Source organism: Pseudoalteromonas sp. OOF1S-7, from assembly GCF_022347765.1.
Classification (GTDB): domain Bacteria; phylum Pseudomonadota; class Gammaproteobacteria; order Enterobacterales; family Alteromonadaceae; genus Pseudoalteromonas.
In genome coordinates, this window is the sequence record NZ_JAKRFZ010000003.1 from 163,777 (window position 1) to 179,675 (window position 15,899).

Genomic DNA, 15,899 nt, shown 5'->3' on the forward strand with positions numbered 1-15,899 from the left:
GTACTCAGCACTTAGTGCAGTTCCGTGTTCTTTAAACTTTTCAGTTCCTCTTCTGACATACTGGCCAACAGTAAATAAGTTTCAGATATTTCCTCGACGATGTCCTGATCTCCGTAGTGTGATACCAAAAACTGAATGATGTCAGCCACATTTTCCGATACCAGAGTGGTTTGCACAGGAATGTTGACCTGATAAATATCTTCTAATTGCAGTGCTGCTTGCGCCGCCAGGATGGAGTGCCAGCCGTTGGCAAACAATCCTGATGTAACGCCAAGCGCACTGACGCCTAACAGCGTACTGCAAATTTGTGTGACGACGCGCTCGGTTGCGGTACTGGGTGAGACGAAATCTTCATGATTAAGGTCGGATGCCGGTAACATGTTGATCAGTGCTTTACGGTCCAGTTTACCATTTAGTGTCTGCGGAATGCGCTCAACTGTGACTATTTTACCGGGTACCATATATTCAGGTAAGACGGTTTTCAGGTGTTTCTGAATCTCGCTGGCGCTGCTGGTATGTTCTGACGTTACGGTGATAAAGGCCGCCAGATCTGTGGCTGAATGGGCGTTCTGAACACCTATAACAACCGCCTGGGTCACGGTTTGCAAACACTGCAGTTGATGCTCTATTTCGCCGGGCTCAATACGATGCCCTCGTATTTTTAGTTGATCATCCGTACGCCCCAATATTTCAATGGTGAGATCTTCAGTCCATTTAGCACTGTCCCCGGTTTTATAAAGCCTGATGGAGGAACCATCCGGCAATTCATAAGTGATAAAGCGATCCTGCGTGAGTTCTGGCATGTTGTGGTAACCTTCTGCAAGACTCTCGCCGGCAATGTATAGCTCTCCTTGAACACCAATGGGTTGTGGCGCAAGAAAGTCATCCAGAATATAGTGACCGTAGCCTTTCAGACTGGCGGTAAGACAGAGTTGTTGGTACTCGCTTTGTTGCTCAGAGATCTCCCTGACCATCGACCAGACGGTGGCTTCTGTTGGCCCATAACAATTCCACAGACGTTGCACTTTAGGTAACAATCGCTTTATCAGGTTACTGTTGATGGGTTCGCCGCCAGATAGCGCTGTGAGTGCGTTGTTGCCTTGCCACTGATGATCTAAAATCATCTTCCATGAAGAAGGTGTGGCCTGTAAAAAGTTGACGTTATACTGACCTATTAAACTTTCAAGCCGTTTGGGATCCAAAGATTCCCCGGGCTGGACCAGGATCACTTGCCCGCCATGCGCGAGTGGACCTAATAGTTCCAGCAACGAGATATCAAATGCTATCGTGGTAATGGCAAGCCAGCGGGTATTTTCATCAAGGGCAATACGTTCACCCATGGCAGATATGAAGTTACTTAGTGCCCGCTGAGAAATGACCACTCCTTTTGGTGTGCCGGTTGAGCCAGACGTAAATAGCATGTATGCAGGCTGCGTTGGCGAGGCGGGCGGATTGGTAAAGTGCTCAGATGCCGACAGCCAGTCGACCCTGGTTAAGTCCACCAGCCGCGGATCCTGCGTATCGGGTAAGGCCGTTTTGCTCAGTTCATCGACAAGGATAAGCTGCGGTTTTGCACTGCGAATGATGCTGGTAATTCTGGCATCGGGGTATCCCGGATCTACAGGCACAAACGCAGCACCGACCTTTAAGGTGGCCAGCATAGCAACCAGTAAATTGTGGTCACGGCTAAGACAGATAGCAACAAAATCCCCAGATCTGATGTGCTGACTTTGCAGGTAGTTTGCCAGCTTATTTACCCTGGTATTGAGCTCTGCGTAGCCCATGGCGCTGTTGTTGGCATATACCGCCGTCTTGTCAGGGAAGGTGTGACATTGTTGCTGCACAAGCTGGGGTAACAACACCCCCTCTGTCGTGTCGCTATTTGTGTGCTCTGTCATGAGGATGCGCTGTTGTTGCGCTAATGACAGCAGTGTAATGTCGGCAAAGGAGCGTGCATGCCCGTCCGTGAGCTGGGTCAACAAGTTACTGAGGTGATCTGCCCAGCGTTGTACGGTGTCGCGAAGTTGCGATGCCGTATCATGCCACAGTTGCAGGCTGAAATTGCCCTCTGCCAGCGTAATGCTCAACGTCATATCTTTGTGGCCAAATAATTCAGATGTTGTGCTGGCATCAAGGGGCACTGTATTTGGTAAAAACATCACTTGCGTCGAAACATCATTAATCTGCCATGAATCCGGCTGTATTTTGGTTGGATCTGGCATCAGACTTTGCAAAGTTGATAGCTGAACATCCGCGGGAAACTGCATGGTCCAGTTAGGTATTTGCTGAACTGCCTGCGCTGAGCAAGACAGGCCCTGGACGAACATTTCTGGCAATCTGACGATGTCAGCAGAAATGTACGCTTGTTGGCTTATTTTTGCCAGTAATAAGAACCAGCTGAGGCTTATGAGATGCCCGCTTTCTGTTTCAGGAAGCTGCAACAAGGCATGATACGTCGCTTTGGTTAAGGGAACACAAACTGGTTCATGTGCTGGCTCAGCGGCAATCTCAGTGGCACCCTCTTTATGCTTGCAGTAGGGTAACAGTTTAGTTGAATTGTGGAAATAAATGGCACTGTGTAATGCGTTCAGACTGGCTTCACAAGATGCATTGAGATGTGGAACCTTAAGGGGGGAAAATGAAATCTGTGTGAGCAGAGAAATTAAGATATCCGCCAGAATTTGGCTGTGATATTGGCCAAAAATACTTGCCACTTTCAGTGTCATAGGCTGTTGTTCGCCGTAATCGCACAAAGTGATGTGTATTGGGGTATCATCTATTTTTGAAGACAACTCGTGAAACGTCACTTCCATCCCGTTTACACCGGGAGTCTGATAGAACGGTTGAAAGTTCGCGACCACATCAAATAACCTTTGCTTGTCCTGATGGCTTTCCCTTATCTGTCTTAACGTATGCGACCATGGGTATTTTCTATGAGCCAGATCTTGCTGTTGTGTCTCTTTAACACGCTCGAGCAGCGTTGTGACTGTGTCCGTTTCTGATACAGAAGTAAACAAGGGCAATATGGAAGACAGCATGCCGTACATACGTTTTTGGCTCTTGTAAACGCGATTGTGAATTGGGTAGCCCACAACCACATCTGAGGCATCCGTGAGTTTGCTTAGCAGGAGTGTCGTCACTCCCAGCAGTGTTTGGTGAACGGAATAGCCATTTTCTTTACAGAATTTTAACAGCGTGTCTTTTGTCTTCGATTGTAACGGGTATTCAACTTGTCCCCTTTTTTGTTGCTTGCCAAATGCTGTTGTGGGTAGTGAGGGGGCGTGATTGATGGCCGCTGTTTTAGCCTGCCAGTAGCGCTGATCTTCATGGTATTGTTCAGAGTCAAAGTAACTCGCGGCTTGTATCGATTCTTGCTGATAGCTGGGGAAGTCAGGTGTTACTGCCTGTAGCTCTTCACCGTTAACCAACGCCTGATAGAATGCCAGTGTATGCTTAATGCGTAATGAGATGGACATGGCATCGCAGCAGATATGGTGATGGCGTAAGAAATACCAGTGTTCCTGATCATGTATTTTTAGAATGGCCTGTTCTTCTAGTGCCTCTGTTTGCAGTTCGTAGCTGTGGTCCATTCTACTTTGCATCCAGTTCACGGCGGCTTCTCGAGGTTGATTATTCAGGTCTATCCAAGCTATAGCGGGCATCGTCAGTTGTTCAACCCTTTGCTGCCCTTCGCCTTGTACTGAAGTGATAGATATTCTGGTTGTTTCATTCAGCATCCAGAAATGTTTGGCAGCAGTCTCAAGGTGATCTCGTGCGAATTTCCCCACAAAGCGCACATAACCACCAATGTTATATTTGGCTGAAGCGCCATGGATCAACTGCTCAATATATAAACCTTTCTGTGCCGGGTGCAACGGGGTGCCCAGGTTTGACATAGGGACTGATAACATACTTTAAACTCTTTACTTTTTGAACATGACGTATCATAAGCTGAGCGCTATCCATCGCAATTGATATGGAAGCCACAGTGTGTGCCTGACGCCAGTGTATATTGCGAAAACCGATGACTCTCCAGAGCAAACACATAGAATTTGCAGATACGTCGAGACTGTTGTCGGAAATAAGAACAACTATGTTATGCTTACCTCACTGTAAACTCAACAAAAAGCGTGTATGCGGATAAATTAAGAGGCGGCCCTTTTAAAAGCATCTCACGTGTGAGACAAAGTTGTTTTATCTATTTCGACAATAACTACATGACAATGATTGATGAAGTCTGATATCGTTAGTCGTTGATTAGTGTGATCAAAATCACTACTATATCAGCGAGCTATTTTTTCATAAAAAAACACTGTGGCGAAATTGTATGTGCGTCCGCTTGGATAGCAGCGCCACTTTTGAACTTTGAATCAGAATCATTGACCTAGAGCGACATTCAAGGTGATCATGGCCAAAGATGGCCCGCTTTTGATGCTGCGCATAACCTGGTTAACAAATTGGACTAGCATTAGCATGCGAGTGAGTAACGAATATTTTGACGGCATGAGTCTGACTTATGCATCTGATGAACAGGAAATTCCATTGATCATCACTGCGCAAGACCCGACCTTGAGCCTCTCGCAATGGGCGAGCAATAATAGAGATAAGATTAACCACTTATTGTCTACATATGGTGCGATACTTTTTCGCAATTTCGATGTGAATTCTTCGACGGCTTTTGAACGCTTTGTTGAGCAGGTATCCGGCTCAGCCCTGAGATATACCGAGCGCTCATCTCCCAGGAAGCAGGTTGAAGGCAACATCTACACGTCAACGGAACAACCTAAAGAAGAAAGTATTTTCTTGCACTCTGAGCAGTCTTATAACAACCAGTTTCCGCTTAAACTGTTTTTCTATTGTGCGCAGGCAGCCGAGCAGGGAGGTGAAACTCCCATAGCCGATGCGCGGGACATATTAGCGAGTCTACCCGCATCGGTTGTCGAAGAATTTCAGCGACGAAAATATCGCTATGCCCGTTATTTTTGGCCTATGATGGGCATGACCTGGCAAAAAGTATTTCAGACTGAAGATCCACAGGTGGTAGAGAATTACTGTAAGCAAAATGATATTGAGTATCAGTGGATGCCTGACGGTGCATTAAAAACCCACCAAATCAGGGCAACAGTGGCCAGTCACCCTGACTCAGGTGACAGATGTTGGTTCAATCACTGTACTTTTTTCAATGTATCGACACTGGCTCCCCATACTCAGGAAATTTTATTGGGGTCGTTTGCCGAAGATGAACTGCCAAACAACACTTACTACGGTGATGGTAGCAAGATCCCGGATGATGTGCTCGACACCCTGCGGGCTGCATACGAGGATAATAAAAAGGAATTTACCTGGCAAACCGGTGATGTGTTGATGCTGGATAACTTACTAATGACGCATGGCCGAAATCCATTTTCAGGTGACAGAAAGGTCCTGGTCGCTATGAGTCAAACTGGCCACTGGCAAGAGCTTGAAGCGAAGCCTTAATGCGTTTAGGGGGAAACCTCAAATTACTTTATAAAAATCTGCAGTGCTTGTGTGCTGTGGAAAGTGAGTAAACCCGCCCCGGTCGTGGGTGACTCAAAACATACTATTAATTGGTTTGGAAAGTATATGAATAAACTACAACATATCGCTGTCATCGGAGCAGGCGTAATGGGAGTGGGTGTTGCCCAGTGTGCAGCCGAAGCGGGATTTAAGGTCACACTGGTTGATACCAGCTGGGAAGTTTTAGATAAAGCTAAAACCACGATCGCCAACAATGTGCGCTTTGCCGGCCTGATGAAAGGCATTAAGTCGGTGGCTAATAGTGCAGACATCATTGAAAAGATTAGTTTCACAACCACTTATGAACAGCTCTGTGATGCTGACCTGGTGGTAGAAAATGTCACTGAAAACTGGCAGGCCAAACAGGAAGTCTATGGACATCTGGAGCAGCATTGCCCGCCACAGTGTGTTTATGCCGTGAATACCTCTGCCATTAGTATTACTAAAGTGGGCGGCATTACGAAAAGGGCGGCAAATGTTATCGGTATGCACTTTATGAATCCCGTGCCGTTAAAGGGTACTGTGGAGGTCATCAAAGGATTCCATACCAGCGAAGCAACGATTGCCACTGCTGACGCATTCCTGAGTGCGATGCAAAAGGAAATGGTTTTGGTCAATGATTCTCCGGGATTTGTAAGCAACAGAGTCTTGATGTTAACGGTGAATGAAGCTGTAAACCTGGTTCACGAAGGTGTGGCAACCGCCGAGCAAGTGGATAAAATATTCACCTCTTGTTTCAGCCATCAAATGGGACCGCTGGAAACTGCAGATTTAATTGGTCTGGACACCATTTTGTATTCAATCGAAATGTTATACGAACAATTCTCAGACAGTAAATATCGTCCTTCAACATTGTTGAAAAAAATGGTGGATGCCGGTTTGTTAGGTAAAAAAAGCGGAGAAGGGTTTTTCAAATACAGCAGCCTGGAGTAACTGGCGTGCCCCATTTTGTTTGCTCAGATAGCGGTGAGTAACCAGCTACTTTGCACAACAAACACCAGAATGTATCGCCGCTGTCTTTTCGATAGCGTAAAAAATAACCTAATAAATACAGGAATAAAACTATGTCACAGGCAATTGTCAACACAGTACGACAGTTTTTAGAAGAGTACATCCGAGTCGAAAAATTTGAGAATGATGAAAATATCTTTGCCAAAAAATACGTCAACTCTCTGTTTGCTATGCAGTTAATTCTGTTTATTGAAAAAAGCTTTGGGATCAAAGTGGAAAACGAAGATCTGGACATTGACAACTTTAGCAGTGTCAACGCCATCACCGATTTTGTCTCATCTAAATCAACCGTCTGACGTATTTTATAATGAAAAATAAGCAATTATTGGAAAGCCTTTCAGCGTATAGCAAGGAAGTCTTGATACCACAGGCTGGCGAATATGATGCTTGCCAGGCTGTACCGCAAAGTGTTGTCGCTGAATTGGCGAAAATGGGAGTATTTGGGGCCAATGTTGACACTGAATACGGTGGTCAGGCTCTGAATGCGTTTGAAATAGGTAAGGTGAGTGAGTTACTGGGCTATGCCAGTGGTTCTTTGTTGAGCCTGTTTACGGTACACTCTATGATGACCTTTGCCTTGCAGCGCTGGGGGAGTGATTGGCAGAAGGACCGCTGGCTAACGCCTTTGGCCGCGGGCAATTTAATCGGTGCTTTTGCTGTTTCAGAGCCTGAGGTCGGCAGTGACGTGAATGGACTGCTTACGGAATTCACTTTGGAAGATGACTGTATTGTGGTTAATGGCAGCAAACAGTGGATTTCTTTTGCACAAACGGCCGATGTTTTTTTTGTCGCAGGAAAACTAAATGGTGCGCCAGCCACTTTGGTTGTTGAACGAGATACTCCTGGGCTGGAGATCACCCCTATCAGTAATATGTATGGGTTTCGCGCAGGTATGCTGGGCAAGCTGACCTTTAACCACTGTAAAGTGCCCAAAGCCCACATGTTGGGGCAGAACCCGCTGATCCTGGCCCAAATTGTAGGCTCTGTTCTGGATCATGGCCGGTTTACCATTGCCTGGGGAGCATTGGGTCTATCCAATGCCTGTGTTGACGCCAGCATTCACTACACTAAAACGCGTTACCAGTTTGGTGAACCGCTCTACCAACACCAGTTAATACAACAGATGTTAACCAATATGCTGGTGGCTACGCGTTCTTCCCGGCTTATGTGTATGGATGCCGCGAGCGCGCGCGATGAGTCGGACGCTGACATGATTATTAAGACGGCAGCGGCCAAGTATTGCAGCGCGGAAAACGCCTTGAAAACCGCCAATGACGCAGCGCAAATTCATGGTGCCAATGGGTTAAGCGATCAGTTCCCTGTAGAACGCTACCTTCGCGATGCCAAAGTGTTCGGCATCATAGAGGGCAGTGTACAGATGCTGCAAATGATGATTGCCTCTCAGGGTAATCAGTGGATTTCGCATTAAAATTCAATTTTTAAGGTGATTAAAGTGGAAAAAACTAAAGCCCCCGGGCAGGTTAAGTGCGTTGTCTGGGACCTTGATAATACACTGTGGGATGGCATCCTGATTGAACAGGATGAACTTCAGCTGTCGCAAAGTGCAGTGGATACCATAAAAGAACTCGACCGTAGAGGGATCTTACAGTCCATCGCCAGTAAGAATGATCATGACCTGGCTATGCAAAAGCTCGAGCAATACAATCTCGCAGAGTATTTTCTCTACCCTCAGATCAACTGGGGAACGAAAAGCCAGTCAGTGAGCAACATTGCACAATCTTTGAACATAGGCATTGATACTTTTGCATTTATTGATGATCAGCCTTTTGAACGTGAAGAAGTTTTAAGTTGTCATCCGGAAGTGCTATGCATTGACAGCCTCGATATTCCCCAAATAATTGATATGCCAGCCTTCATGCCGCGATTTATTACGGATGAATCCGTTAAACGACGGGGGATGTACCTCAATGACATTGAACGCAACAAAGTTGAGCAAAGCTTTGAAGGCCCTGCCGATGAGTTTCTGGCTTCTCTTGGCATGGTGTTTAAGATTGAGCAGGCCAAAGAGGTCGATTTAAAAAGAATGGAAGAGTTGGTCGCCAGAACCAATCAGTTAAATACCACTGGCCGCATTTATAGTTATGAAGAGCTGGATGCGTTTCGTACTTGTCCGCAGCATGAGCTACTGGTGTGTTCATTGCAGGATAAATACGGTGAGTATGGAAAAATTGGCTTGGCATTGCTGGCGTTGTGTCCGGGTGGGTGGACGATTAAAGCCTTCTTAATGTCATGTCGGGTGATGTCCAGAGGCGTAGGTTCTATCTTTTTAAACTATCTGATCAATGAAAGTATTGAACAGCGACAAACCTTATATGCTGAGTTAATACCCAACGACCGCAATAGAATGATGTACACAACCTATCGTTTTGCCGGTTTCAGTATTTACAGCGAAGACGCCGGGGTCGAAACATTGCACTATTCCAGCGGTGCCCGTCAGGGGTATCCGGAGTTCGTCAATATCGAATTTCCCGCCAGCGGCCTGTTTGAATCGGTAAAAGCCAGCTAGTCGTCGCCAAAATAACAGAACTCGTCATTACTAATAACTATCCCGGGAGCCAGAGCGACAAGGGCTCCCGCCAAAATCGAGTTTGTAATCACCAGCAATAAGCGGATGAGTGATGCCTCACCTCACTCTCCTTACAGGAAAATACGAATCATCCTTTTTGTTTCTGAGTGCCCATTGACACTGAAATGTGAGAGTAATAAAGACTATGAATGACAATCAAATAAACAAATCTTCGGGGTTGCTCTCTAATAGCGCAAAACTTTCTGCTGAAAAGAAAAAACTACTACAAATGCGCTTACAGGGGAAAGTAAAAAAGAATAAAAATGCTATTTCAACTCGAGATAAACAGTTGAATATTTTACCATTATCTGCGACTCAACGTCGCTTGTGGGTGGTGGATCAACTGGAGAAAACGGGCACCCAGTCAGCATACAATATTTCTGGTGGTCTGGAAATTAACGGTGAATTAAATATCGACGCTTTGCGACAAGCTTTAAACCACATGGTGGCTCGTCATGAAAGCTTACGTACCACATTTAGCAAAGACGCGGATGGCAACGGGGTGCAGATTATCAATGATGACTCTGCTTTCGAGTTGCTGTTTACCGATGTTTCCGGGCAGGCAGACAAGCACACAGAGATCAAACAGATAGCACTGAATGAAGCCAAGGCGTCATTTGATTTGGCTAAAGGGCCGCTGCTGCGCACCAGGCTTATCAAATCTGGGGAAGATAGCTATGTTTTTGTTTATACGTTTCACCACATTATCTCAGACGCCTGGTCATTGAGCGTATTTTGCACTGAATTACTGGCGTTGTATCAACAGTATCAGACGAGTGGCGTTGCAACACTGCCACCTTTGCCTGTACAGTATGGCGATTTTGCGCTGTGGCAGAATAAACAGCTAAATGACTATCCGCAGCAGTATCGGGATAAAGTGGATTTTTGGAAAAAGCATCTCAGTGGTGCCCCCGATTTATTGGCACTCCCGACCGATTATAGCAGGCCAGCGGCTCAGAGCTTCAAAGGCAGCGTGTTACCTTTGACCATTGATTCAGCATTGCGAAGCAAGCTTATCAGGCTGAATCAATCTCATAACCTCACTATGTTTATGACGTTATTTGCGGGGTGGGCCATCTTGCTTGCCAAGCTGACACAGCAAGATGATCTGGTTATTGGTATGTCTTCGGCAAACCGGGGGCAGCAAGATATTGAAGGATTAATTGGGTTTTTCGTCAATACCTTTGCACTGCGACCAGACCTTACTTCATCGCAACACATATCTGAGTTTCTGAAACAAGTCAGACAATTATTGCTCGATGGCTATGCCCATCAGGACGCGGCCTTTGAAGATGTGGTGGAAGCGGTCAATCCGGCACGGAGCTTGTCGCACAGTACTTTATTTCAGACGATGATTGTACTTGTTAATACTCCGCTGGATAATTCGGCTGAGCAAGCGATGGGGCTATCGCCTTACCCTATTTCATCGGGTGGTGAAAAATATGATGTCACCCTGGTGCTTAATGATACTGGCAGTGAAGTGACTGGTCACTTTAGCTATGCCACCGATCTTTTCAAGGCCGATACGATTGTCAGATGGCGTGATTATTTCCATCGGGTATTACATGCCTTGTGTGACTCTGCAAACCAGACACTCGCACAGCTCAATATTCTGCCGGGCGATGAAACAGCGCGCTTGCTGACTCAATACAATGATACATCATGCGAGTTGCCGGAACCGGCAGCACTGGTGCATCAATTATTTGAGCAACAAGTCGCCTTGCACCCAGCGCAAATTGCATTGCAGTTTGCAGATACCCAGATAAGTAATACGCAGCTCAATGAAATGGCCAATCGGCTTGCCCACTACTTGCGCGAACAAGGGGTGGGCCGTGAGACGATCGTGGCTATTTATATGGAGCGCAGCATTGACGTTGTAGTGGCAATATTGGCGACTATGAAAGCGGGAGGGGCGTATTTAATGTTGGATCCCGAGCATCCTGAACAGCGCATTACCGCGTTGCTGGACGATGCCCGGCCGGGTCTGATTTTAACCCAGCAAGACCTTAAGGAAAATTTGCCAGAATCGGCGTGTCCCAAGGTCCAGGTGGATTCAGAGGGGGCTTTTGATGCTTATTCCGCAGCTAATCTCTCTTTACTACCTGGGGCGTCAATCGATGATCTGGCGTATGTGATTTATACATCCGGTTCTACAGGTCTGCCCAAAGGTGTCATGGTGGAGCACAGTGCGCTGCGCAACCACCTGCACTGGATCCAGGATACCTACCCACTGCACCACGACGATGCCGTCTTGCAAAAAACGGCCTTTAGCTTTGATGTCTCTGTGTGGGAAGTATGGTGGCCTTTGACCACGGATGCCCGGCTGGTTATGGCGATACCAGGAGGACAACGAGACCCGGATTATCTGCTCGATGCTATTGCACAGCATCAGATTAGCCATATTCATTTTGTGCCTTCTATGCTCAGTGTCTTGTTAGAACACCCGAGTTGGACAAACTGTGTTTCGTTGAAGCGTGTGTTTAGTGGTGGGGAGGAACTCTCTGTCAGTTTGCAAAATCAGTTCTTTAGCACCAATATGCAGGCGGACTTGGTGAATTTTTACGGACCCGCAGAAACCACCATCGAAGTGGCTAGCTGGGTGTGTCAGCGAGACGCGCAGGAGGGCGAGGCGAGTGACATTCTCAGAGTACCTTTAGGGTATCCGGTGCACAATTGTCAGCTCTATGTGCTGGACCAGAATCAAAAACCGGTTGCTACCGGGGTGACAGGCGAGCTCTATATTGCGGGTAAGTGTTTATCCAGAGGGTACCTCAACAACGCAGAACTCACTGCACAGCGTTTCATCGCGAACCCTTTCAGTGATGATATTTCTGCCCGAATGTACCGCACCGGTGACAGGGTGAGGTTTAATGAGAATGGGCAAATTGAGTATCTCGGCCGAAACGATGTGCAGTTTAAGATCAGAGGAATTCGAATTGAACCCGGTGAAATTGAAGCGGCACTGAAGGCGCAAACAAATGTACATTTAGCGCTGGTAACCTGTCGAGAGGTGTCGCAGGGCGATAAACAGTTACTGGCTTATGTTATCCCCGCATCAGGACAGCAAATTGATATCGAAGCACTGAAACGTCAATTATCGGTGTCTTTGCCTGAATTCATGATCCCTGCATACATTATGACACTGGACGCCTGGCCTTTAACGGTGAACGGTAAAATCGATGTTAAAGCTCTGCCTCTGCCTCAGGACGATGGCAGTATTGCCTGCGCTGAACAAGCTCCGCAGGGGGAAATCGAAACCTTTTTGGCGACTATTTGGTGTGATTTGCTTGGGATTGAGCAGCCCGGGCGCAATGAAAGCTTTTTCGAGCTAGGTGGACACTCTTTGAGCGCTGTCCGTTTCCTGACGTCCATAAAGCAGCAAAAGGGGTGGTCACTCACCTTAAAAGATTTGTTTGCCTGCCCGACTATCCAACAGCTTGCTCAGTTGATACCTGATGAGCAAGAGGCAGCAGCCATGCCCGTCGCAAAAGTTGACCGCAGCCAGCCTATCCCCTTGTCATTAGCACAGCATCGTTTGTGGCTAATTGATCAAATGGGGCAGACCAACAGTGCTTATAACCTTGGCGGCTCGTTCCGGCTACGGGGGGAGCTGGAGCCGGTGCTATTGCAACAAGCGCTAACCGCGATTCAGGACAAGCACGAAATTTTGCGTACCCGATTTGTCAAAGCAGATAGCGGTGAGGCTTGTCAGGTCATTGAACCCGCAGGCTCTTTGCAGCTGGATGTATGGGAACTGCTGACGGAAGATGATGCAACGCGCTTTGAGCAGATCCGGGAAAAAGTGGCAATCACATTAAACGCCCCTTTTGACCTTGAGCAGGGGCCTCTGGTTCGGGCTTCTTTACTGAAGCTGCCTGAACAATCCTGGGTATTGACGCTTGCCATGCATCACATTGTATCTGATGGCTGGTCTACCAATATTTTGCTGAACGACCTGATCACCAGTTATCGTCAGTGTGCACAAGGACAGTCCGGGGCGCTGCAGCCAATGCCGTTACAGTATGCCGACTATGCACAGTGGCAACGTGATGAGTGTCAGGGAGGCAAAATTGCTGAGTCTCTTGACTATTGGCAACAAAATCTCACAGGGGCATTGCCGTTACTGGAGTTACCCTATGATAAATCGCGACCAGCGGTGCAGTCATTCAAAGGTGATATCCACAAGTTTCAACTGGATAATGCATTGGTAAGCCAGTTGGAGCAACTGGCAAAAAGCCATAACATGTCTCTGTTTATGGTCTTATATGCAGGCTGGTCTATCTTAATGGCAAAACTAAGCGGGCAGTCGGACATAGTGACAGGGGTGCCTGTTTCAAACCGGGAAAGAGTTGAGTTTGAGACAATCATTGGCTTTTTTGTGAATACGATAGCCTTGCGGGCTGAGGTAAATGACACCGATACCATCACGGCATTTTTGCAGCATGTAAAACAAGTGGCCATCTCTGGCTATGAGCATCAAAGTGCGCCGTTCGAAAAAGTGGTAGAACAAGTGCAGCCTCAGCGAAGCATGAGTTTCACACCTGTTTTTCAGACCATGATTTCACTTCTCAATACGCCTAATGATGTTGCCGGTATGCCGGGTGTCGAGGTGCAACCGAATACGTTGCCAGTGGCATCATCACAGTTTGATTTAATTCTTGCAATGCAAGAGTTTGATGGTGTTGTAAATTGTGGGTTGACCTTCGCAACCGATTTATTTGAAGCCCAAACCATTCAGCAATGGGCACAGTATTACATTAATGTGTTGCAAACCATCTGTCGTGATACACAAGTGCCACTGGCGGAGATGTCGCTGCTGGACTCACAGCAACAACATGCCCTGCTAGACGTATTAAGTGGCCCATCAAGTAAAGCGACTCAGCAGGACACCGCATTGCACTTGTTTGATAGTCAGGTCGTGCAACGTCCCGACAGCCTCGCACTCACTTGTGGCTCAGTCAGTTTGTCGTATGATGAACTGAATAAACGCGCTAACCAACTGGCCCGCTACCTTGGCAAACAAGGGGTAGGTAACGAGAAAGTAGTTGGTGTTCTGCTGGATCGTGGCATAGACATGATAGTGTCCATCATGGCGATCTTGAAGGCAGGGGGCGCATTTATGCCACTTGATCCACAGTACCCTAAAGAGCGCATTCGTTTTATGGTGCAAAATAGCCAGCCTGTGTTGGTTATTGCGCAAGGTGCTTATGTACCCGAACTGCGTGATGCCGGGGTGACTTGTTTCGATCCTGATGCTGACTGGGCTGTGGTTGCATCGGAGTCGACTGGAAATCTGGTGCTGGACCAGCCCATTACACCGGCAAGTCTTGCTTATGTGATGTATACATCAGGTTCAACCGGTGAGCCCAAAGGTGCCATGTTAGAACATGGCAATCTGTATAACCTGATGGATGATTTTGCTGACATTGCCCATTCACCCAGTGAACAAAATGCGATGTGGTGGGCTGCCTCAAGCTTTGATGCGTCTGTGTATGAGATATTTACTGCCCTGTGTTTTGGCATGAATCTGCACATAGTAGAAGACGATGTCAGGTTTGATCCTACTTTGTTGTTCAACTGGATGGCGGATACTGCCATTCATTTTGCTTATATACCGCCATTTTACGTGCAACCTTTGCACAAGCGCTTGGCTGAAAGCGGCGATTTGCAACTGCGTCATATCATGGTTGGAGTGGAGCCAATTCCTCATGACACCCTGTTAGGAATGAAGCGTTGTCTGCCGGATCTGAATATCGTTAATGCCTATGGCCCGACAGAGGCCGCGGTGTATTGTGCCAGACATGTCATTTCGCAGGAGAGCCGCCAAAGCAATAAACCCGCGCCCATTGGCACGGCCGTCAAAAATACGCAACTTTATGTCTTGTCGCACGATCAGCAACCGGTACCCAAAGGGGTAGTGGGAGAGTTGTATGTGGCTGGCAAAAGTGTGGCCAGAGGCTACGACAATAATGTGCCAATGTCTGAACGACACTTTGTTTGTATACCGTCACTCGCACCAGGTTTAAGGCTGTACAGAACCGGAGACATGGTTCGCCTGACAAATGATGATTTACTTGAATATGTCGGCAGAAATGATGAGCAGGTAAAGATAAGGGGAGTACGCATTGAACTCGGCGAATTGCAAGGGCAGCTGAAGGCTCTTCCGGAGGTCGAAAACTGTGTTATTAAGCTGATTGCTGATACGCAGGGCCAGAAGCGCATTATTGCTTATGTTGAGCCAGTGGCTGAATTTTATCAGCAGCAGAGCGATGAACAGTTGGAAAGTATATTAAAGACCAAGCTTGCAAAGCATCTGCCTGTCTACTTAATGCCCTCGGGTTGGGTTGTTATGAGCCGCTTACCTCGGTTGCCCAACGGCAAAATTGATCGCGCAACGCTGCCTGAGTATCAGTTCCAGTACACAGAACGTCCGTATAAAGAGGCCGTGACTGAGACCCAGAAGCAGTTGCAACGCATCTGGTGTCAGTTGTTGAATAAAGCCGAAGATCACGTTGCGATTGATGTCAGCATGTTCGAGTTGGGTGGCCACTCCCTACTTATGCTCAAGCTGCGAAGCATTGTTCAGGAGCAAATGGAGGTGCAATTAGATGTGCGGCAGATATTTGAAAACCCAAACATCGAAGATATTGCCGTGTTAATTGACAGGGCGAAAAGGCAGCAAACGCTACAAATGCAGATAGAGAATACGCAAGACTCTGAGCTGGAAATCATGGAATTTTAACTCAATCACTCTATTTTGTTT

Annotated in this window: 7 protein-coding genes; 6 read left to right on the forward strand and 1 reads right to left on the reverse strand. The window is 47.1% G+C overall.

What is annotated here, in order from left to right; genetic code table 11:
* Window positions 1-11: 11 nt before the first annotated feature.
* Complete coding sequence (locus tag MHN33_RS05770; RefSeq protein WP_239397045.1) at window positions 12-3,911, reverse strand: amino acid adenylation domain-containing protein; 3,900 nt, start codon at window positions 3,909-3,911, stop codon at window positions 12-14.
* Window positions 3,912-4,479: 568 nt separating this feature from the next.
* Between MHN33_RS05770 and MHN33_RS05775 the strand changes: the two genes are divergently transcribed.
* The 6 genes from MHN33_RS05775 (at window position 4,480) to MHN33_RS05800 (ending at window position 15,878) form a co-directional block, all read left to right on the forward strand.
* Window positions 4,480-5,478: a TauD/TfdA family dioxygenase gene (locus MHN33_RS05775; protein WP_239397047.1), complete on the forward strand. Its 999-nt coding sequence runs from the start codon at window positions 4,480-4,482 to the stop codon at window positions 5,476-5,478.
* Window positions 5,479-5,604: 126 nt separating this feature from the next.
* Window positions 5,605-6,471, forward strand: coding sequence for a 3-hydroxyacyl-CoA dehydrogenase family protein (locus MHN33_RS05780; RefSeq protein ID WP_239397049.1), 867 nt, complete (start codon window positions 5,605-5,607; stop codon window positions 6,469-6,471).
* Window positions 6,472-6,602: 131 nt separating this feature from the next.
* Window positions 6,603-6,845, forward strand: coding sequence for a phosphopantetheine-binding protein (locus tag MHN33_RS05785; protein ID WP_239397051.1), 243 nt, complete (start codon window positions 6,603-6,605; stop codon window positions 6,843-6,845).
* 11 nt (window positions 6,846-6,856) lie between these two features.
* Entirely contained in the window at window positions 6,857-7,978 is a 1,122-nt protein-coding gene (locus MHN33_RS05790; protein WP_239397053.1) for an acyl-CoA dehydrogenase family protein, read from the forward strand.
* A 24-nt stretch (window positions 7,979-8,002) separates the two neighbouring features.
* Entirely contained in the window at window positions 8,003-9,076 is a 1,074-nt protein-coding gene (locus MHN33_RS05795) for an HAD-IIIC family phosphatase (protein WP_239397057.1), read from the forward strand.
* Between the two features lie 205 nt (window positions 9,077-9,281).
* Window positions 9,282-15,878 carry a non-ribosomal peptide synthetase gene (locus tag MHN33_RS05800; protein WP_239397060.1) on the forward strand — a complete coding sequence of 2,199 codons (6,597 nt, stop codon included), beginning with the start codon at window positions 9,282-9,284 and terminating at the stop codon, window positions 15,876-15,878.
* Window positions 15,879-15,899 lie beyond the last annotated feature (21 nt).